The 21,922-nt window shown below is 36.2% G+C and carries 18 protein-coding genes; 15 read left to right on the top strand and 3 right to left on the bottom strand.

Translation table 11 applies throughout. From position 1 onward, the window contains the following. The 11 genes from ACFX5F_RS12065 (at position 1) to ACFX5F_RS12015 (ending at position 12,407) form a co-directional block, all read left to right on the top strand. The gene (locus tag ACFX5F_RS12065; RefSeq protein ID WP_379852283.1) at positions 1–1,119 is read left to right on the top strand and encodes a polysaccharide biosynthesis C-terminal domain-containing protein; all 1,119 of its coding nucleotides are present in this window, start codon (positions 1–3) and stop codon (positions 1,117–1,119) included. A gap of 43 nt (positions 1,120–1,162) precedes the next feature. Continuing rightward, positions 1,163–2,305, top strand: a complete 1,143-nt coding sequence (gene wecB, locus ACFX5F_RS12060; protein WP_379852282.1) for a non-hydrolyzing UDP-N-acetylglucosamine 2-epimerase — start codon at positions 1,163–1,165, stop codon at positions 2,303–2,305. A gap of 11 nt (positions 2,306–2,316) precedes the next feature. Next, on the top strand, positions 2,317–3,525 hold the full coding sequence (locus ACFX5F_RS12055; protein WP_379852281.1) for a glycosyltransferase family 4 protein: 1,209 nt from the start codon (positions 2,317–2,319) through the stop codon (positions 3,523–3,525). Continuing rightward, entirely contained in the window at positions 3,518–4,126 is a 609-nt protein-coding gene (locus tag ACFX5F_RS12050; protein WP_379852280.1) for a sugar transferase, read from the top strand. Before ACFX5F_RS12055 ends, ACFX5F_RS12050 begins: the two co-directional genes overlap by 8 nt. A 4-nt stretch (positions 4,127–4,130) precedes the next feature. Beyond that, the gene (locus tag ACFX5F_RS12045; protein WP_379852279.1) at positions 4,131–4,772 is read left to right on the top strand and encodes an acetyltransferase; all 642 of its coding nucleotides are present in this window, start codon (positions 4,131–4,133) and stop codon (positions 4,770–4,772) included. Positions 4,773–4,783: 11 nt separating this feature from the next. Next, complete coding sequence (locus tag ACFX5F_RS12040; protein ID WP_379852278.1) at positions 4,784–5,929, top strand: DegT/DnrJ/EryC1/StrS family aminotransferase; 1,146 nt, start codon at positions 4,784–4,786, stop codon at positions 5,927–5,929. A 58-nt stretch (positions 5,930–5,987) separates the two neighbouring features. Further along, positions 5,988–6,536, top strand: a complete 549-nt coding sequence (rfbC, locus tag ACFX5F_RS12035; RefSeq protein WP_379852277.1) for a dTDP-4-dehydrorhamnose 3,5-epimerase — start codon at positions 5,988–5,990, stop codon at positions 6,534–6,536. 318 nt (positions 6,537–6,854) lie between these two features. Further along, positions 6,855–8,051: an ATP-binding protein gene (locus ACFX5F_RS12030; protein WP_379852276.1), complete on the top strand. Its 1,197-nt coding sequence runs from the start codon at positions 6,855–6,857 to the stop codon at positions 8,049–8,051. 35 nt (positions 8,052–8,086) lie between these two features. Beyond that, positions 8,087–8,935: a dTDP-4-dehydrorhamnose reductase gene (gene rfbD, locus ACFX5F_RS12025; RefSeq protein WP_379852275.1), complete on the top strand. Its 849-nt coding sequence runs from the start codon at positions 8,087–8,089 to the stop codon at positions 8,933–8,935. Positions 8,936–9,100: 165 nt separating this feature from the next. Continuing rightward, positions 9,101–9,970, top strand: coding sequence for a glucose-1-phosphate thymidylyltransferase RfbA (rfbA, locus tag ACFX5F_RS12020; protein ID WP_379852274.1), 870 nt, complete (start codon positions 9,101–9,103; stop codon positions 9,968–9,970). Positions 9,971–10,556: 586 nt separating this feature from the next. Then, on the top strand, positions 10,557–12,407 hold the full coding sequence (locus ACFX5F_RS12015; RefSeq protein ID WP_379852273.1) for a polysaccharide biosynthesis protein: 1,851 nt from the start codon (positions 10,557–10,559) through the stop codon (positions 12,405–12,407). 2,639 nt (positions 12,408–15,046) lie between these two features. On the opposite strand, the gene ACFX5F_RS12010 is transcribed toward ACFX5F_RS12015, so the two are convergent. The 3 genes from ACFX5F_RS12010 to ACFX5F_RS12000 form a co-directional block, all read right to left on the bottom strand. After that, a complete protein-coding gene (locus tag ACFX5F_RS12010) occupies positions 15,047–15,787 on the bottom strand; it encodes a tyrosine-protein phosphatase (RefSeq protein ID WP_379852272.1) in 741 nt (246 codons plus the stop codon). 646 nt (positions 15,788–16,433) lie between these two features. Next, a complete protein-coding gene (locus tag ACFX5F_RS12005) occupies positions 16,434–18,395 on the bottom strand; it encodes an aconitate hydratase (protein ID WP_379852271.1) in 1,962 nt (653 codons plus the stop codon). A gap of 416 nt (positions 18,396–18,811) precedes the next feature. Next, complete coding sequence (locus tag ACFX5F_RS12000; RefSeq protein ID WP_379852270.1) at positions 18,812–19,609, bottom strand: hypothetical protein; 798 nt, start codon at positions 19,607–19,609, stop codon at positions 18,812–18,814. A 618-nt stretch (positions 19,610–20,227) separates the two neighbouring features. Here ACFX5F_RS12000 and ACFX5F_RS11995 point away from each other — a divergent pair. The 4 genes from ACFX5F_RS11995 to ACFX5F_RS11980 are packed head-to-tail and all read left to right on the top strand — an operon-like array spanning position 20,228 to position 21,794. Then, complete coding sequence (locus ACFX5F_RS11995) at positions 20,228–20,983, top strand: hypothetical protein (RefSeq protein WP_379852269.1); 756 nt, start codon at positions 20,228–20,230, stop codon at positions 20,981–20,983. 1 nt (position 20,984) lies between these two features. Next, the gene (locus ACFX5F_RS11990; RefSeq protein WP_379852328.1) at positions 20,985–21,380 is read left to right on the top strand and encodes a DUF5675 family protein; all 396 of its coding nucleotides are present in this window, start codon (positions 20,985–20,987) and stop codon (positions 21,378–21,380) included. 11 nt (positions 21,381–21,391) lie between these two features. After that, positions 21,392–21,631, top strand: coding sequence for a hypothetical protein (locus tag ACFX5F_RS11985; protein ID WP_379852268.1), 240 nt, complete (start codon positions 21,392–21,394; stop codon positions 21,629–21,631). Next, positions 21,618–21,794 carry a hypothetical protein gene (locus ACFX5F_RS11980; RefSeq protein WP_379852267.1) on the top strand — a complete coding sequence of 59 codons (177 nt, stop codon included), beginning with the start codon at positions 21,618–21,620 and terminating at the stop codon, positions 21,792–21,794. Before ACFX5F_RS11985 ends, ACFX5F_RS11980 begins: the two co-directional genes overlap by 14 nt. Positions 21,795–21,922 lie beyond the last annotated feature (128 nt).

Raw genomic sequence — 21,922 nt, 5'->3', positions numbered from 1 at the left:
ATGTTGAAAATAGGAGTTACGGGACAGGCTGGATTTATCGGTACACATTTCTATAATAATTTAGGATTGTTCCCAGATGAGTTTGAAAGAATTGAATTTAAAAAAGAGTATTTTACTGATCAAAGTAAATTAAATGATTTTGTTGGGCAATGCGATGTAATTGTTCATTTGGCAGCTCTGAATCGTCATAATGAGCCTCAAGTAATTTTTGACACAAATATTTCTTTGGTTCAGAAATTAGTGCAGGCTCTTGAAGCTACCCATTCTAAAGCACATGTTATATTTTCCTCTTCGACGCAAGAAGAAAGGGATAACTTGTATGGAAAATCTAAAAAAATAGGTCGTGAGTTAATGACAGATTGGGCGATAAGATCTGAAGGGAAATTCACAGGCATGATAATTCCAAATGTATTTGGTCCGTTCGGCCATCCAAATTACAATTCTGTCGTTGCAACTTTTTGTCATAAATTATCTCATAATGAAATTCCTATCATTGAAGTTGATGGCGATATGAAGTTAATTTATGTGGGAGAATTAGTCAATGTAATTCTTGCCGAAATTAGAAATAATGAAGGGAAGCTGGAGGTAATGGTTGGTCATACTTCAGAGTCTAAGGTGTCTCAATTGTTATCGCTTCTCGAATCTTATAAAACACAATATCATGATTTCGGAATCATTCCTTCAATAAACAATTCATTCGAGCTGAATTTATTCAATACTTTTCGTTGCTATATGGATATTGAGAATCATTTTCCAGTAAAATTTGTTAAAAACACGGATACAAGAGGGTCTTTTGTGGAAATCATTCGACTGAATATAGGCGGGCAAATTTCTTTTTCTACAACCGCTGTTGGAATCACTAGGGGCAACCATTATCATACCCGTAAAATTGAACGCTTTGCAGTTATCAAAGGAAAAGCATTAATCCAATTGCGTAAAATAGGAACCGATATAGTTTTAAATTTTGAATTGGATGGTAATGAACCGGCTTATGTTGATATGCCAATTTGGTATACACATAATATTAAAAACATTGGAGACGAAGAGTTATATACTAATTTTTGGATTAATGAGTTTTATGACCCAAATGATCCAGATACTTTTTTTGAAAACGTATAATAAATATTTAAAATAAATTTTTCGAAAAAAAATAAAAATCGAGATGAAAGCACAATTAAAAGTAATGACAGTGGTCGGCACTAGACCAGAAATAATAAGATTATCCCGAGTTATGGCGGCTTTAGACGCTTCGGAAGCTATTGAGCACATCATTGTCCATACTGGCCAAAATTATGATTATGAATTGAATCAGATTTTTTTTGATGATTTAAAAATTCGTAAACCAGACTTTTTTCTTAATGCAGCTGGAGTTTCTGCAATTGAGACTGTCGGCCAAATACTAATTAAAATAGATCCATTACTTGAGAGTGAAAAGCCAGATGCCTTTTTGGTTTTAGGTGACACAAACAGTTGTCTGTGTGCTATTCCCGCTAAGAAACGTCACATTCCAATTTTTCATATGGAAGCCGGAAACCGTTGTTTTGATCAGAGAGTGCCAGAAGAAACAAATCGTAAAATTGTGGATCATGTTTCAGATGTGAATTTGACTTATAGTGATATTGCCCGTGAATATTTATTAAAAGAGGGGTTAGCTGCTGATCGAATCATTAAAACAGGTTCGCCAATGTTTGAAGTGTTGCATCATTATCTGCCTGCAATTGAGTCTTCTGCTGTTTTGACTAAGTTAAATTTGGTGGAAAATCAATATTTTGTGGTTTCAGCTCATAGAGAAGAAAATATTACTAGCGAAAAGAACTTTACTGGCTTAATGAACAGTTTGAATCTGATAGCCGAAAAGTATGGATATCCAATTATTGTAAGTACACACCCACGAACACAAAAGATGATTGACTCCAAACAAATTGTCATGAGACCAGAAGTCCAGTTTTTGAAACCAATGGGTTTTAATGATTACAATGCGTTGCAAATGAAATCTTTCGCTGTTTTGTCAGATAGTGGTACAATTTCGGAAGAATCATCAACATTAAATTTTCCCGCGTTGAATATTCGTGAAACTCATGAAAGACCTGAGGCGATGGAAGAAGCATCAGTTATGATGGTAGGTTTAAATCCGGAAAGAATAATGCAGGGACTGGTTCAACTTCAATCTCAGAAGAGAGGATTAGATCGTAATTTTAGAGCAGTAGCAGATTATTCTATGCCTAATGTATCGGAGAAAATGGTCCGAATCATTTTGAGTTATACGGATTATATAAAGCGTGTAGTTTGGAGTGAATCTATTTAATTTAAGTTTCTATGAATATTCTTTTTTTGACCTTAGTTAAAATAAACACGCTAGATGAACGAGGAATTTATACTGATTTACTACGCAAGTTTAGAGATGAAGGGTATGAGGTGTTTGTCCTCTGCCCTTCTGAACGCAGAGACAAAAAGCAAACGCATCTTTTGAAAGAAGTTGGAGTACATATATTGAATGTACGCACTCTCAATATGCAAAAAACAAATATAATTGAAAAAGGAGTTGGAACTTTAGCTATTGAATATCAGTATTTAAATGCCATAAAGAAATTTTGTTCAAACATAAAGTTTGATTTAATAATGTATTCTACACCTCCGATCACATTTTCAAAAGTAATAAATTATATAAAACGAAGAGATAACGCCTATTCTTACCTATTGCTCAAAGACATTTTTCCACAGAATGCAGTGGATATGAAAATGTTAAAGGGAGGCGGTGTGCTACATAAGTTTTTTTTAAATAAAGAGCGCAGATTGTATGAGATATCTGATACAGTAGGCTGTATGTCGGAAGCCAACAAGGAATATATTTTAACACATAACCCAACGATAGTTGCTGGAAAAGTGGAGGTAAATCCTAATTCCATTACGCCAATAGAGCAGGTTCGTACTTTAGAAGAAAAACTAGTCATAAGAAAAAAATATGGATTGCCCCTGAATACTAAAGTCTTTGTTTACGGTGGAAACTTAGGGAAGCCACAAGGAATTGATTTTCTTTTAGAAACAATAAGTTCAACTAAAAACCCAAATATTTTTTTTTTAGTGGTAGGTTCTGGTACTGAATATGACCGAGTTTATAAATGGTTCCAAAGTAAACAGCCGAAAAATGCAATATTGCTAGCGGGATTACCTAAACAAGATTATGATTTGCTTTTGAAGGCTTGTGATGTTGGAATGATCTTTTTACATAAAGATTTTACAATACCCAATTTCCCTTCTAGATTGCTGTCTTATTTGGAAATGAAAATGCCCGTGATTGCGGCAACAGATTCTAATACGGATATAGGGGATGTATTGGAAAGGAATCAATGTGGTTATAAGGTTTTGTCAGGTGATATTGTAAATATGCATAAAGTAATTGATGAAATTTGTTCTAACGAAGAGATGTATGAAATAATGTGCAAAAACGCCATGGATTTATTACATAAGGAATATACAGTGGATCACTCTTATTCTCTTATCAAAAATAAAATTAAAAATGTATAAATTTTTCTTAAAAAGAATAATTGATTTTGCTTTAGCCCTAATAGGTCTATTGTTATTAAGTCCATTATTTATAATGGTTACAATAGGATTATATTTTGCTAATCAAGGGAAACCTTTTTTCTTTCAATTACGCCCGGGATTGAATGGAGTAATTTTTAAGATCATCAAGTTTAAGACTATGAATGATAGGAAAGATTCCCTCGGAAAACTTTTGCCAGATTCGGAACGACTGACTGAGATTGGGGTTTTTGTTCGAAAAACGTCGTTAGATGAGATTCCTCAATTATTAAATGTTCTTATAGGAGACATGAGTTTAATAGGGCCAAGGCCACTGTTACCAGAGTATCTAAAGCTTTATAATGAATTTCAAAGTAGACGCCATGAAGTTAAGCCTGGGATTACTGGTTGGGCACAAGTCAATGGACGCAATGCCATATCTTGGGAAAAGAAATTTGAATATGATGTTTGGTATGTGGATAACCTTTCTTTTTTGATAGATTTGAAAATACTGCTACTTACCGTCAAAAAAGTCTATGCGAGAGAAGGTATATCGCAAGAAGGGCTAATGACCACTGAAGCTTTTACAAGAACTAAAAAATAAATTAATGAAAAATATTGCGATTATAGGAGCAGGAGGATTTGGAAGAGAAGTAAAAACGATCCTTGATTCAATCAACAAAATTACTCCTACATATAAATTTATTGGTTTTTATGATGATGGATTTAAAGTAGGCGAAATTGTGAATAACTATCCCATTTTGGGAAGTGTTAAAGATATTAATAATATTTCTGAAAGTTGCTGTATGGTGATGGCAATTGCCAATCCGCAAATAAAACAAGCTAACCTTAATAAAATTAACAACAAGTATGTTGCTTTTCCAAATATTATCCATCCAAGCGTTGCAATATCAGATGATTTTGTGGAAATTGGAGTTGGAAATATAATTTGTGCTGCCTGCATAATTACTTGTAATATTGTCATTAAAGATTTTGTAATACTTAATTTGATGTGCACAGTTGGACATGACACAATAATATCTTCATTTGCTTCATTTATGCCTTCAGTCAATATTTCTGGAGAAGTTTTGATCCAAGAAAGAGTATATGTTGGCACTGGTGCCAAAATCATTAATCAACTTGAAATTGGCCGAGATACAATTGTTGGAGCAGGTGCGGTTGTCTCAAAATCCCTTCCAGAAAATTGTACTGCCGTAGGGATTCCAGCAAAACCCATTAAATTCCATTAATAACAAAGAAAATGAATAACACAAAAATATGGCTTTCTTCTCCACACATGGGAGGAAATGAACGCAACTACGTACAAGAAGCTTTTGACACGAACTGGGTTGCTCCATTAGGCCCTAACGTAAATGGTTTAGAAGAAGACTTAGAGAGTTACCTTCGCAATCAGTCTTTTGTCGGAGCTCTTAGTTCTGGAACTGCCGCCATCCATTTAGGGTTGATATTATTAGGGGTAAAAGCAGGTGACGAGGTAATCTGTCAGAGTATGACTTTTTCGGCTTCTGCTAATCCTATTCTTTATTTAGGCGCTACGCCAGTTTTTATTGATAGTGAGCCCGAAACTTGGAATATTTGTCCAATTGCTTTAGAAGAAGCAATTATTGATAGAATTGCCAATGGCAAGAAACCCAAAGTAATTATAGCGGTACATTTATATGGGGTTCCGTATAAGATTGAAGCAATTAAAGCGATCTCTAATAAGTATGCTATTCCAGTTTTGGAAGATAGTGCTGAGGCATTGGGTAGCAGTTACAAAGGTCAACAATGTGGAACTTTTGGGGATATAGGAGTTTTGTCCTTTAATGGAAATAAAATTATCACTACCTCTGGAGGAGGAGCCATAGTTACTCCAACAAAGGCTCTAAAAGACAGAGCTGTTTTTTATGCCACCCAATCCAGAGATATTGCACCCCATTATCAGCACAGTGAAATAGGGTATAATTATAGAATGAGTAATATTTGTGCTGGTATTGGCCGTGGACAAATGGAAGTTTTAGACGATCATGTTGCGTTGCGAAGAAATATGAATGCCTTCTATGTTGCTTTATTCAAAGACATTCAAAATGTCACCGTTTTTACAACTCCTAATGACGATTATTATGCTAATTATTGGTTGAGTGCTATTATTGTGGAACCTAACTTATTTGATGATATAAACAGAGAAACTTTGCGATTGGCTTTTGAAGCTGCTAATATAGAATGTCGTCCTTTATGGAAGCCGATGCACTTGCAACCTGTATTTGAGATATACCCCTATTATGGGACAAGAGTAGCGGAAACATTGTTTGAAAAAGGATTGTGTTTGCCATCAGGTTCTAACCTTACTGATGAAGATAGAAACCGAATTGAATCAGTTGTGACTTTTTTTTTTAAAACAACTTAAAATAATTTTAATTATATAATAATTATGGTGGTAATCCATCGTTATTTTTTTTTATCAGATGAACATAGAACAAACCTTTATACAGGATTTAGTAATCATTACTCCCAGAGTTTTTGAAGACTTAAGAGGGTATTTTTTTGAAGCCTACAATCAAGCTAAATTTCATGAAAATGGGATTGATTATCAATTTATACAGGATAATCAGTCTTTCTCTAAACGTGGTGTGATTCGAGGATTGCATTTGCAAATTAACCCTTTTGCCCAAGCTAAATTGGTTCGTGTGTTAGAAGGAGAAATCCTGGATGTAGTAGTTGATTTAAGAAAAAATTCAAACACTTACGGGCAGCATTTCAGTGTAGTTTTAAGTGCGGATAATAAAAAACAATTGATGGTTCCCCACGGATTTGCTCATGGTTTTTCGGTTTTGAGTGAAATAGCTTCCGTACTCTACAAAGTAGATCAGTTGTATCATAAAGAGAGCGAAAGAGGGATTCGGTATGACGATCCTACTTTGGCTATAGATTGGCAATTGAGCCCGGAGGAAGTTATTGTTTCTGAAAAGGATTTGGTTTTGCCGAGTTTTGCGGATATTGATTGGGAGTTTTAGATTTCAGAATATGTCTATTGGGGTGTATAAAATAATTCGAATATTGTATCGTGTATAATGAATTTGGAAGTGTTTTTGTACTCTATATCATGATGTCTGATTAAGTTTAAAGGCAAAATATATTTTGTATTATTTTCTCGCAAAGGCGCAAAGCGTAGTGTTATTTTCCTTTGTGTCTTTACGGCACTATTATTTGATTTCTTAGTGGTTAAACAAACGTAAATAGTGATACTTTGTTAGATAGAGTGAACAATAATTTATTATTTTGTATTGTCTGCCGAACAAAAATAAGTATTTTTGTATTGTAAATAAAACAATATGGAAGAGTTAGTTGAGAAATTTCGTTTTAAGTTAAGTCTCACTTCAACGGATTTCGTAAGGAGTTTGGGGAGTGATATTAATTGGAACGCAAGATTAATAGGGGTTAAAGGGGCAAGAGGTGTTGGGAAAACAACAATGCTCCTGCAACATATTAAATTGAGTCTCGCAGATGAGTTAGACAAGACATTGTATGTGACCTTAGATTCAATTTGGTTTAGTAATCACACTTTGGTTGATTTAGCTGATGATTTTGTAAAAAAAGGAGGGGAGTATCTATTCTTAGATGAGGTGCATAAATATTCCAATTGGTCGCAAGAATTAAAAAATATCTATGATGATTACCCGATGTTAAAAGTCGTGTTTACAGGTTCTTCGTTGCTTGAGATATTGAATGCCAGTACCGATTTGAGTCGCAGGGCGACTATTTATACCATGCAAGGACTTTCTTTTCGGGAGTATCTAAGCATAGAAACGGGACAACATTTTGATAAATTGACTTTAGATTCCATTTTGAAAAATCACTCAAAAGAATCGACTTTGATTAATGCCAAGGTAAAACCTTTGCAATATTTTGATGCTTATCTCAAACAGGGGTATTATCCATTTTATAAAGAGGAGTTAGATTTATATGTTCTTCGTTTGGAAGATGTTATTAATATGATGCTTGAATTTGAGTTGCCTTTGTTGCGAGGTTTAGATTTGGCTTATGTTCATAAAATAAAGCAATTATTGCTTATTATTTCGGAATCGGTGCCTTTTATCCCTAATGTGAGTAAATTGAGTACGAAAATTGGAATTGCCAGGAGTACTTTGCTTTTGTACTTTCATTATTTGGATGAAATTGGTCTTACTATCAACTTGTTTAAAGAGTCTGGTGGTATCAGTAAACTACAGAAACCGCTTAAAGTGTATTTGGAAAACTCAAATTTGATGTATGCTTTAACTTCGAGGGCCGCTAATACTGGAAATATAAGAGAGACTTTTTTCGCAAATCAGCTCGGGTATACCCATAAAATCATGTATTCAGACAAGGGTGATTTTTTGATAAATGAGAAGTATGTTTTCGAAATAGGAGGAAAGGATAAGTCGATGAAACAAATTGAAGGTATTGAAAACGCCTTCATCGCAGCCGACGATATTGAGTATGGTTTTCAGAACAAAATCCCATTATGGCTGTTTGGCTTTTTATATTAATGGTATATTTCGCATAAATGATTAATTAAAATAGAATGAAAAAAATTTTAGTAACTGGAGCAACCGGACAATTGGGTTCGGAATTGAAAGTGTTATCCAAAAATTATACTCAATTCGAATGGGTTTTTGCGGATAGAGTACAAGTTTCCTTGGATAATTTGTCAGTTTTACAAAGTCAATTGGAGGCAATTTCTCCAAATATCATTTTGAATTGTGGGGCCTATACTGCCGTTGATAAAGCGGAAACAGAACAAGAATTAGCGGATATTGTTAATCATTCGGCTGTTGGGATTATTGCCCAATATGCTGAAGATCATTCTGTAAAACTAATTCATATTTCCACCGATTATGTTTTTGACGGAACATCATCTATAGCATTGACAGAGGAAGCCTTAACTAAACCTATTAATGTCTATGGAGCCAGTAAAAGAGCGGGTGAGTTGGCTTGTTTAGCAGCAAATGCGAATGCTATTATCATCAGAACGTCATGGGTTTATAGCAGGTTTGGAAACAATTTTGTGAAAACTATGCAACGATTGCTGCAGGAACGCGATAGCATTGGGGTGGTCAACGATCAGATTGGATCTCCAACCTATGCGGTTGATTTAGCACAGGCCATTATGACCATAGTGACAGCAAAAGAGTGGATTTCGGGGATCTACAATTATTCTAATGAAGGCGAAATCAGCTGGTATGAATTCGTTTTGGCTATTAAGGAAATTGGAGGTTATAGTTGTGAAGTGAAAGGTATTCCTTCATCGGCTTATCCTACTCCAGCAAAGCGTCCTGCTTATTCTTTATTAGATAAAACAAAAATTAAACGGGTGTATGGGGTTAGTGTACCGGATTATAAGGAAAGTTTGGAAAAGAGTTTGAAATTTTAAAGTCGAAAGTCAAAAGTCGAAAGTCAAAAGTGATATGATTTTCGTTTTACCCCGACCCTAAAGAGAGCCGAAATGGGCAATTTTCGCTTTAACAATATTTGGCGTGAGGAGAGCCAATGAATTTTATCAATTCATTCCATACTAATTTGAAAATATAAAATATTAATGAAAGGAATTATATTAGCCGGAGGTTCTGGCACGCGTTTGCATCCGTTAACGCTCGCTATGAGCAAACAAATGATGCCGGTTTATGACAAACCGATGATTTATTATCCATTGTCTACTTTGATGATGGCGGGAATCAATGAAATATTAATTATTTCGACGCCACATGATTTACCTAATTTCAAGAAATTATTGGGGGATGGCGTATCAATAGGATGTCAATTCAGTTATGCGGAGCAAGCGATTCCGAATGGTTTGGCTCAGGCTTTTGTTATTGGAGAAGAATTCATTGGAAAAGACAGCGTAGCATTAGTTTTAGGAGATAATATTTTCTTTGGTTCTACTATGGATGAGTTATTACAATCTAACACCAATCCTGAAGGAGGAGTTGTTTTCGCCTATCACGTTTCTGATCCAGAACGCTATGGCGTAGTTGAGTTTGATGCTAATTTTAAAGCGCTCTCTATAGAAGAAAAACCATTGGAACCCAAATCAAATTATGCGGTGCCCGGTTTGTACTTTTATGATAATTCGGTGGTAGAAATTGCCAAAAACATTAAACCAAGTGCTCGAGGGGAATACGAAATCACCGATATTAATAAAGTGTATCTTGAAAAAGGAGCCTTGAAAGTAGGAATTTTAAGCAGGGGTACGGCCTGGCTAGATACTGGAACATTTAATAGCCTGATGCAAGCGGGACAATTTGTACAGGTTATTGAAGAGCGTCAGGGATTGAAAGTGGGTTGCATTGAAGAAATTGCCTGGAGACAGGGTTTTATTTCAGAACAACAACTGAAAGATTTAGCAGAGCCTTTGAAAAAATCAGGTTATGGGGAGTATCTTTTAGGGCTTTTGAAAAACAAGTTGTAGGTTTAGTGTTCCCTCGCAGTATTCAATGGTCAGTTTTTAATTATTATTGGTTATAAAAATTAGTTTTCTAAAATGGTCCTTTAAGATTTGTAATGCATTTATAAAATAGATTATTCGGCTCCGTTTCCTTAGGGTTAGATTTTTCAACAGGTATGGGAAAGTGGATTTTGAATATTCTAAAATAGAATTTGCTTTTGATTCCGAATATGGGTGGTAGCAAAAGCAGATATAAGAAGTATTTGATTTCATTTGGATTGCTAGATTGAGTGTCACAATGGATTATTTAATAAATAAGAAATTTATTTTTAAATAAAACATAAATTTTAACAGTTCATAAAGGGGTGATATTCATTGTGCTTTTTTGTTTTTAACCGAAAATAGTGAATTGGATTGAGTCATTTTCCTTTTGTAACTTAATTAATCTTATTTTTGTTGAGATAAAGGCATTAATCTTTTAAAAAAATAAATTTTGGGTACCACTGAAAATACTAGTTCGTCATCGGTAAAGTCAAATTTTTTTTCAAGAGCAAATTTGAAATTTAACATTTACAACTTAAGTTATCTGCCCAGGTGGGTAATTGTTCTGATGGATTTCTCCGTGTTAGTATTGTCCTTTTTTTTTACTATACTGATATTTAGGGGAACTGGATTAGACTATGTTATTACACCGTATACGGGTAGGTTTATAGGCGCTTTTTTTGGTGTTAACCTTTTCTTTTTCTGGTTGTTTCGAACCTATTCCGGAATTATAAGACATTCTTCTTACATTGATGCGGTAAAGCTTTTGTTTTCACAAATGGCTGTTTTGGTGCTATTTCTTTTGTTTAACTTTGCATACGAATTTTTATACGGTGTAAAAGCATTTTTAAATACTGCTTTTTTTATCAATATTGTCCTTTCCTTTTGCGGCTTGTTCTTGTATCGGGTCATAATTAAACAAACTTTTGAGGCTTATTTCTCTGAAATTGGAAAAGAAAAATTAATACGGACTATTATTTATGGTACGGATGCCAATGCCATATCGGTAGCGAATGCCCTAAAATTTGAAACCCCTTCTCGTTTTAAAATTGTTGGATTTGTCGATAAAAATAATCAGAACGCGACAAAAAGAATGTTGGATCTTCCGATATTAATTAAAAAGAAAAAATTACCACCACTAATGCGTTCTGTAAATGCTCAGGCAGTTATCATTGCAGATAAAAGCATGTCTAAAGAAGAACAGTTAACTATTGTTGATCAGTGTTTAGAATTCAATTACAGTGTGTTTACAGTGCCTCTTATTTCAGATTGGCAAAATCAAAAAGAGATATCACAAAAAGTAAAGAGTATCCAAATTGAAGATTTACTGGAGCGAAAACCCATTGTGTTAGATAATAAATCGATATCTAAGCAGTTGAAAGATAAAACTGTCCTGATTACCGGTGCTGCAGGGTCTATTGGGAGTGAGATTGTGCGTCAGGTATTGAGTTTCAATCCTAAAACAATCATTATCTTAGATCAGGCTGAAACACCGTTGCATCATATGTATTTAGAAATGCAAAATACAGGTTCCAATTCAAAAATACATACTGTAATTGCGGATGTAAGGAATAAAAGTGCCATGAATATGGTTTTCAAAGCGCATCTTCCTCAGGTGGTTTACCATGCTGCCGCCTATAAACATGTGCCTTTGATGGAAGAGAATCCCTCACAAGCTATTCTTACCAATATAGAAGGGACTAAAAATCTTGCTGATTTGTCCTGTTTGTATAGGGTTAAGAAATTTGTAATGGTCTCTACTGATAAAGCAGTAAACCCAAGTAATGTAATGGGGGCCAGTAAAAGAATAGCTGAAAAATACGTGCAGTCGTTGCAGTTGAAGGTTCAAAATGAAGGAGAGAAAAATGTTACCAAATTTATCACCACCCGTTTTGGAAATGTTTTAGGTTCGAACGGATCTGTAGTGCCTTTGTTTACCAAACAAATCGCTGCAGGAGGTCCTGTGACGATTACTCATCCTGATATTATTCGGTATTTTATGACTATACCTGAAGCGTGTCAATTGGTTTTGGAGGCTGGGTCTATGGGTAACGGAGGGGAGATTTATATTTTTGACATGGGGAAACCGGTTAAAATTATTGATTTGGCTAAAAAGATGATCAAGTTGGCCGGATTTGTACCGGATAAAGATATTAAAATCCAAATTGTTGGCTTAAGACCAGGGGAAAAATTATTTGAGGAATTGCTTAATGACACTTCAAAAACATTAGCTACGCATCACGAAAAAATTATGATTGCCGAGGAAATTCAAGATGAGTTTGAAACCTTACATAATGATATCGAAGAACTGATAGAAAAAGCAAATTCTTTTGGCAATGATGAAATTGTAATGCAAATGAAAAAAATTGTGCCGGAATTTATAAGTATGAATTCTACATTTCAATTATTGGATAAGTAATATAAAACAAAGGTTTTGATAAAAAGTCTGCAAAGAATTAGTTCTTTGCAGACTTTTTTTTGTTTACACCATCCCTAAAGGGTGTTGTTATTGTTTTTTGCTATTCAATATTTTTTTTTTGGATTGATTACTTACGAGTTAATAATTTATTGGAGTTCGTGAATCTATGATTTCAAAAGAAACAAAAGATATCATGGGTTATTTTTTCTTTTGTCTTGATTACTCACGAGTTAATATTTTATTGGAGTTCGTGAATCGATGATTTCAAAAGAAACAAAAGATATCATGGGTTAATATTGTTTTTTTTGTATTCATGAATCTGCGATTTCAACCTCAATATTTTTACACCAAAATCATCGGGCGTATTTCCCTATCACGACCCCAGCCGCTCGTGTTTCACACTCGACTCGGGGGTCACTCCCTGCGGCCAAGGCTAAAATTCTTACCGTGGTTTTTTGGTATGGCAACTATAAGGGCGAGTGGAGCGAGTTGGTTGCGATTGCTGTTTTTTATTTGAAGACAATCTTTTCTTTTGCCTTGATGCAAAAGAAACAAAAGATCAAGCCTCAATATTTTTAAACCAAAAATCATCGGACAAATTTCCCTATCGCGACCCCAGCCGCTCGTGTTTCACACTCGACTCGGGGGTCACTCCCTGCGGCCAGCGCTGAAATCCTTACCGTGATTTTCTGGTGTAAAAATATAAGGGCGAGTGGAGCGAGTTGGTTGCGATTGCTGTTTTTTATTTGAAGACTAATTTTTCTTTTGTCTTGATTACTCACGAGTTAATATTTTATTGGAGTTCGTGAATCTATGATTTCAAAAGAAACAAAAGATATCATGGGTTAATATTGTTTTTTGGTATTCATGAATCTTCGATTTCAAGCCTCAATATTTTTACACCAAAATCATCGGAGGTATTTCTCTATCGAAACCTAATCTGCTCCTGAAGGAATCTTTACTTTTTCCCTTGATGAAAAAAGTAACAAAAAGATCAAGCCTGAAAATAAAAAGCTTGAAAACTACCTTGAAGTTCCGCTCCACACCCCGAGCCGTTCGTCCTGCGGACTCAACTCGCGGAGTGCTGCCACTTCACTTCATCGTTGTTTTTCTATGCTTTTTATTTAAGGGCGAGTTAAAAGTGGGCGTTTAGATGGATAGTACTTTATCATTCGACTCGGGGGTCACTCCCTGCTGCCAGCGCTGAAATCCTTACCGTGATTTTTTGGTGTAAAAATATAAGGGCGAGTGGAGCGAGTTGTTGCGATTACTATTTTTTATTTGAAGACTAATTTTTCTTTTGTCTTGATTACTCACGAGTTAATATTTTATTGGAGTTCGTGAATCTATGATTTCAAAAGAAACAAAAAATATTCATGGGTTATTTTTTCTTTTGTCTTGATACAAAAGAAACAAAAAATCAAGCCTCAATATTTTTACACCAAAATCATCGGGCGTATTTCCCTATCGCGACCCCAGCCGCTCGTGTTTCACACTCGACTCGGGGGTCACTCCCTTCTGCCAGCGCTGAAATCCTTACCGTGATTTTTTGGTGTAAAAATATAAGGGCGAGTGGAGCGAGTTGTTGCGATTACTATTTTTTATTTGAAGACTAATTTTTCTTTTGTCTTGATTACTCACGAGTTAATATTTTATTGGAGTTCGTGAATCGATGATTTCAAAAGAAACAAAAGATATTGATGGGTTATTTTTTCTTTTGTCTTGATTACTCACGAGTTAATAATTTATTGGAGTTCGTGAATCTATGATTTCAAAAGAAACAAAAAATATTCATGGGTTATTTTTTCTTTTGTCTTGATACAAAAGAAACAAAAAATCAAGCCTCAATATTTTTGCAACAAAAATCATCGGGCGTATTTCCCTATCGAAACCTAATCTGCTCCTGAAGGAATCTTTACTTTTTCCCTTGATGAAAAAAGTAACAAAAAGATCAAGCCTGAAAATAAAAAGCTTGAAAACTACCTTGAAGTTCCGCTCCACACCCCGAGCCGTTCGTCCTGCGGACTCAACTCGCGGAGTGCTGCCACTTCACTTCATCGTTGTTTTTCTATGCTTTTTATTTAAGGGCGAGTTAAAAGTGGACGTTTAGATGGATAGTACTTTATCATTCGACTCGGGGGTCACTCCCTTCTGCCAGCGCTGAAATCCTTACCGTGATTTTTTGGTTCAAAAATATAAGGACGATTAATGCAAGTTGTTGCGATTGCTATTTTTTATTTGAAGACTAATTTTTCTTTAGATTAAAAAAGTTGCATAAAAATATTTATGGGTTGTTATTGCTTTATGTTATTCATGAATCTTCGATTTCAACCTCAATATTTTTACAACAAAAATCATCGGACGTATTTCTCTATCCAGACCACAGCCGTTCGTATTTCACACTCGACTCAAGGGTCTGCTGCCAGTGCTGAAATTGGTAGTGTCTTGCTAATTGTGTGCGTTGAAAAGTTATTCTAAAAAATATTTGAGCTCATTCAAAAAGCTCAAAAATATTTTTTGGAAATAACTTTTTTCCTATTTTTAAACTACTTAGTTCTTATTATGAGATTCGAAATAGTAATTATAATTAAGATGTATTGTGAAACTTGCATTAAAAGCAATAGTAGTTCAACTTTAATTTACACTAACTTGAAAAACTGATTGTTGGCGATCGCTTCTTTTAGCGGTGCCAAGTCTTTTATTTTTACTTTTTGTTCAAAAGAAGCAATGTGATTGTCGTGGTGCACATCGGAGCCTACATAAGTATACATTCCTTTTGCCAGAAGTTGTTCTGCTATTTTTGTAATTTCAACACCATAATAACCCACTACTGACAATAAATTCAATTGAAATAAACAACCCGCTCTTTTTAGTTTTTCGTATTCACTGAAATTATTATGGTAAAAGAGATAACGCTCAGGATGGGCTAAAACAGGAATATAGCCTGCCACCTGCAAGTCAAAAAGTATGGAATACAATTGGATCGGGGCATTGATATAGGACATTTCTACTAATACGTAATTAGCTTTTAATGTTAATAATTCGTGTGATTGAAAAAGTTGTACAAACTGATCGTCCATCAAATACTCGGCAGCAGCATTAAAGGGAACAGTGATTTTGTTTTTTTCTAATTCTAAAACAGTAGTTTCTTTATTGGAAAGAATTTGATCATGCGTGTTGTCCCAAACATATTGGATAATATGAGGTGTAGTAATAAACTGGGAAACTCCAAAACCCTGAAGTGCTTGTGTAAGCCGTAACGTATCCTCAAAAGTTCGAGCACCGTCATCAATACCCGGCAAAAGATGGGAATGAATGTCTATATGTCCATCAGGAATTAAATCTTTAAGTACGGGTTTTGATTTGAATAATGTAAACATGTGGCAAAGGTAGAAAAAAATGTTTAGTGTTCAGTGGTCAGTGTTCAGTGGTCAGTGATCAGTATTCAGTGATCAGTATTCAGTGGTCAGTGTTCAGTGTTCAGTGTTCAGTGGTCAGTGTTCAGTGATCAGTGGTCAGTAATCAGTGTTCAGTGTTCAGTGGTCAGTAATCAGTGGTCAGTGATCAGTGTTCAGTGGTCAGTGTTCAGTAATCAGTGTTCAGTAATCAGTGTTCAGTGGTCAGTGATCAGTGTTCAGTGGTCAGTATTCAGTGGTCAGTGGTCAGTGTTCAGTGATCAGTGTTCAGTGGTCAGTATTCAGTGATCAGTGTTCAGTAATCAGTGTTCAGTAATCAGTTTTCAGTATTTAGTGATCAGTTTTTAGTAATCAGTCTCAGCTACCTATCATAAACGGTTTGTCAAGATTGTGATTTCTGTTTAATTTAAATGGTTTTAAGTTAATTAGTAGTCGGAGTTTTGAAGTTTTAAAATTATTAAGTTTTTTTGATTTTCAGGTAATTATTATTATAAATGTCTCGTATGGACTTTATTTATTGAGGATTTATAATTTAATTAGATTTGTGATTTGTGTATCACTAACTACCACAACCTGCTTATAACTACGAATAATAAAAATTTCAGATTTTTCACCTATTTAAGTGTTTCTTATCCTTTACGTAATTTATAGCGCCACCTTTTAAGATTAGTTCAATTTGGCGGTCACTTATGTTTAAGACGAGCGGAATTTCTATTTGCTTTGCAATTACTTTCGCATTTAGAACTTCTCTATTTTTTATTGCTGACCTAATTCCTTCGACTCTTAGCAAATCCCCCTGTTCCAGTTTGTCAAAATCATCTTTATTTTGGAATTCGAAAGGAATAATGCCAAAGTTAATCAGGTTCTGCCAACCGATTCGGGCATACGATTTTGAAATTGTAAACAGCTGACCTAAATAGCGTGGGGCTAAGGCCGCATGCTCTCTACTGGAACCCTGCGCATAATTTTCGCCCGCTATCACACAAAAACCTTCGTACTTATTTTGGTTTTCTATAGCCCGATCGTAAAAGTGCTGGTCAATCACATAATAGGAATATTTGCTGATTTCGGGAATATTGGAGCGCAGCGGCAATACATCGGCACCCGCTTTTAGTATTTCATCGGTAGAAATATCGTCTCCCATTTTTAAAAGAATGGGTATTTCCAATTCGTCTGGAAGTTCTCCAAATTCGGGTAGGGTTTTAATATTCGGCCCTTTGATTAATTCGACCGATTTTCCATTCGGGGCAATTAGCATTTGCTGATTCACTGTAATAGTATGCAGTTCTTTCCATTGCGGATATCCAATATTGAATAGTTTCTCCAGATCTCTGGGATCAGTAATCTTCCCTGTAAGTGCCGCCGCCGCAAGGGTTTCCGGGCTACACAGATATACCTGATCATCAAGTGTTCCGGAGCGTCCCGGGAAATTGCGAGGCATTGTTCGGAGACTAATGCTATTGGTGGCTGGCGCCTGCCCCATACCAATGCAACCCATACAACCTGATTGATGAACGCGGGCACCGGCAGCAATCAAGTCGGCAAGGGCGCCTATCTCGGTCAGATTTTGTAATATCTGACGTGTGGAAGGGTTGACATCAAAGGAAACCTCCGGAGATGAGAATTGTCCTTTTACAATTTGGGAAACAATCCAGAAATCACGTAGTCCCGGATTGGCTGATGAACCCAATACCACTTGTGCTACCGGTCTGCCACTTACTTCTCTAACAGGAACTACATTCCCGGGGCTACTGGGAATTGCAATTAAAGGTTCTAGTTCCGATAAATTAATTTCTTCATTATGATCATAAGTAGCTCCTTCGTCTGCTTTCAATTCCATCCATTGGTCTTCCCGTCCTTCTTTTCGAAGAAACTCTTTTGTGACTTCATCAGATGGGAATACCGAAGAAGTGGCCCCCATTTCGGCCCCCATGTTGGCAATTACGTGTCGGTCCCAAGCACTCAGGTGTTTCAGTCCCGGACCATAATATTCTAAAATATATCCTCGACCACCATTTACATCGTAACGTCTTAACATTTCTAAAATTACATCTTTTGCACTGACCCAGTCGGGCAACTTGCCTGTGAGTTTAATGCCCATGATTTTTGGCATCTTCACAAAATACGGCTCGCCGGAAGCTGCAAGAGCTACATCCAATCCACCGGTACCAATGGCCAGCATTCCTATCCCACCACCTGCGCAAGTATGGCTGTCAGAACCTAGCAGCGTACTGCCGGGTTTGCCAAATCGTTCCATATGCACGGCATGACTGATTCCATTCCCCGGTCTGCTAAACCAATACCCAAAGCGGGCAGCAGCCGATTGCAGAAAAAGATGATCGTCCATATTTTTGTAATCGGTCTGGAGTAGATTATGATCGACATATTGAACGGCGACTTCCGCTTTGGTTCTTTCTAATTGAAAAGCTTCCAATTCAAGCATAATTAAGGTTCCGGTCGCGTCCTGCTGCAACACATGATCTATCTTTAATCCAATTTCGCTTCCCGGTTTCATTTCGCCTGAAAGAAGATGACTGCTAATCAATTTTTGGCTGATGTTTTGATTGTTCATGGCCCTTTTTTAGATTAATTTTTAACGATACTTGTTTTATTATGAGTATTTTATGTGTTGTTTTGGAGCGTATTAAAGTTACTCATTTTTAACTTACTTTAAGTTATATTTATTCCTTTTGATCAGTGTTCAGGGATCAGTGATCAGTGTTCAGATTTCAGTGGTCAGTGGTCAGTGGTCAGTGTTCAGTGATCAGTATTCAGTATTCAGTGTTCAGTGTTCAGTGATCAGTGTTCAGTGATCAGTGTTCAGTGTTCAGTGGTCAGTGTTCAGTGTTTAGATTTTAGTGATCAGTAATCAGTGGTCAGTGTTCAGTGTTCAGTGGTCAGTGTTTAGATTTTAGTGTTCAGTGTTCAGTGTTCAGTGTTCAGTGATCAGTGTTCAGTGATCAGTTTTCAGTGATCAGTGATCAATTTTCAGTTTTCAGTGATCAGATTAAAAGTTCGGGGTTTATTGATTGGCTTGTGATAGGCAATTAGGGTTGCTGTGTTGTTTTTGCGGTGTAGGAACTTGTGGTTTTTTCGTACTTGTATTGCAAAGCCGATGAATAGGAATGTCAGGTGCAGGTGGTTTCCTATTGGCTTAGTGGTTGTTAGTGTTATGGTTTGTTTTTCAGATTCTTTATTCAGTATTATTTCATCGCTGTAACAGGTATCGAAACTGTCGTTCTCGTAATCCCAGTTGGCTGTGGCTGATGCCAAATGTACATGGGTGGCTTCATTAGGCCAGTCTAAATGTTCCTTAGCGATGAAATCAGTGAAGGTGACTGATTGGTTTTTAGGACTGTGATGCTGCTTTATTTTAAGAACTTTTTCCAATGGTCTTAGTTTGTTGCTTTCAAAAAACAATAAAAATTCCTTACCATCAGTTGTTTTCAATCCTTCTGCCAGTGTTCGTTGTCCCTGCGGTTGGGTATTGTCTTCTTGGAGAATTTCGAAAAGTAGTTTATTAGTCCTGCCAGCGACACTTCCGTCTTTTGCCAGTTTGTTGAAACGAGCTGCCAGTTGACGAAACAGGACTGATTTTTTTGAGCAGTGACCAAATTCCTGTCCTTGATTTCGGATCCTGTCGAAAATAGGATTGTTTTTAAATTCTGTGGACGTTACGCCTGTTTTTCCTTTGGCTCTTGCATAGTTATTACCGTCTGCTGTCACTACAAAGTTTATGTCGTCTAATGTTCCTTTGATTAAGAAGGGCGCTACTACTTTTGCCATGTTTTTTTTCGTTGTTCGTTTTTCGTGATTCGTTTTTCGTTCTTATATCATTATTTGAAATTTGAACTGCTTGTTGAACAGGTGTTGCTATGTTAGAAAAGTACATCAGCCCAATTTTGCTGCTTTAAATCCTAGCCGATTATACAACGCAAAACATGTTCCATTTGAAGCCCTGAATAGTCACAAAACTCCTCTATTGAGAGTAGTTGATGTGGCTCTTTATTCAAGTTGGTTTTGATCTTATGCAGATACAACCTTGCTTGTCTGTATGTTTTACCGGTAATACGTTGTACATCTTTTGGATAAATACATACCCTGATGTTACTTGCAATCACATTTTTTATTTTTAATAGCTTACCAAAGTCGGTGGACTTTGTTCTTGTTAAACCCGTCTAAGGGTTTTTATTCTGCGGATGGGTGTAAAGTTATGAAAATTAATCACTTATGGATTGACTAAAATAGGTAATTGTAGGCCTTTTAGTACCATTATTGACATCGGCTTTTTGAAAAGTGATTTAATTGATTGAACCTTTGTTGAAATCATTCCCGATTTAGTTGCAACGAATATTCAGGATGAACGAGTAGTAAAATTATTTTCAAACTTAAATTTTAGTGATTATGGCAAGACAGAAAGGAATAATTAAATTGAAAGGTACTATTGGTGATATTACTTTTTACAAAACCAAAGATGGTCATTTGGCACGTGAAAAAGGGGGTGTTGAAGCGAGCAGAATTGCCAGCGATCCAGCGTTTCAGAGAACACGTGAAAATGGCTCTGAATTTGGCCGAGCCGGAAAGGCAGGTAAAACTTTGCGAACGGCTTTACGAACTTTACTCCTGAATTCTGCGGACAGCAGAATGGTGAGTCGCCTTACTAAAAGTATGATTAAGGTTATTCAGGCGGATTTAACCAACGAGCGTGGTTTACGTAATGTGATTGACGGCGAGGCAGAATTGCTTTTGGGATTTGAGTTCAATATTGCTGGAAAACTAGGTACTTCTTTATTTGTGCCATTCGTTGGCGAAATTGATCGGGTTAGTGGTTCTATTACTGTTGATTTGGATTCCTTTATACCTGCCAATATGATTGCAGCTCCAGGTGGAACCACCCATTTCAAAATTATATCAGCCGGTGCTGAAATTGATTTTGAAGCAGAAGTGTTTGTTACTGCCACTTCAGAAACGGGGATTCTTCCTTGGGATATGACTCCAACGGCAGCTATCAATCATTCGAATGTGGTAACAGCAGACAGTACAAAACCTTTGTTTTTGGCTCTTGGAGTTGAATTTTATCAAGAGGTCAATGGCAGAATGTATCCATTGAAAAATGGCTCCTATAATCCGTTGGCATTGGTACAAGTTAGTGGACTGTAAGGTGGTTTTAGTATTATCCAGAACTTATTTCCCTGGGGGAACTAATGGAAAACTTGCTTGTGATGGTCAATTCATCTGTTGTACCATTGAATTGCCCTGGAGAGAAAATGAAAAGTGCATTTCCTGTATTCCGGAAGGGTACTATTTATTGCGAAAGCGATACAGCCGGAAATTTCAATGGCATATTGAAGTGGTTGCCGTAAAAAACAGAAGTTCTATTTTGGTGCATCCTGCTAATAATGCCATGAGGGAATTGAATGGTTGTATTGCTCCTGTAACGCAAGTTTCCGGGGCAGGTGTCGGTTTGCAGTCGCGACAGGCTTTTGTTAAAGTAAAAAAATTAGTTTACGAAGCTTTGGAGCGATCTGCGATAGTTTCATTAATTGTTCAATCTTAAAATTTATACTTATGAATATTGTAAAAAGAGCGAAAGCTCAAACTCCGAAATTTTTTAAAGTGTTGCGCAGTATCGGATTGGCATTGGCTGCTGTTGGGGGTATTATATTGACAGCACCCATTGGCCTGCCCGCCGTTATCGGTTCGGTTGGGGGGTATCTGGCGGTTGTCGGAGGTGTACTGTCGGCAGTTAGTCAGCTTACTACGCCCTACGATGAAGACCCAAATCTAGTGCAGCATGACGGCGAGTAATCCTACCTTGATGGGTACTGCTGGTGGTACATTTTTGAGTATTGTTCCGAATTTGAATTCGGAAGATATTTTGAAAACTGTTTTATTAGCTGCCGTTGGAGCGGTGGTCAGTTTTGGAATATCGATGGTGCTTAAATTTGTAATTAAGAAGTATAAGGAGTAGTTTAGTTTTTGTAAATAAGAATTAAGCAGGATTAAGGCCCAAACCGAAAGGAATGGGCTTTTTTTTGTTCATAAGGGATGTTAGGAAATAAGTTTATTGCTGCTATTATTATTATTATTTATTGAAGA

Origin of the sequence: Flavobacterium zhoui, assembly GCF_042787235.1 — a bacterium.
Lineage (GTDB): Bacteria > Bacteroidota > Bacteroidia > Flavobacteriales > Flavobacteriaceae > Flavobacterium > Flavobacterium zhoui.
This window is presented reverse-complemented; position numbering and strand designations above follow the sequence as displayed.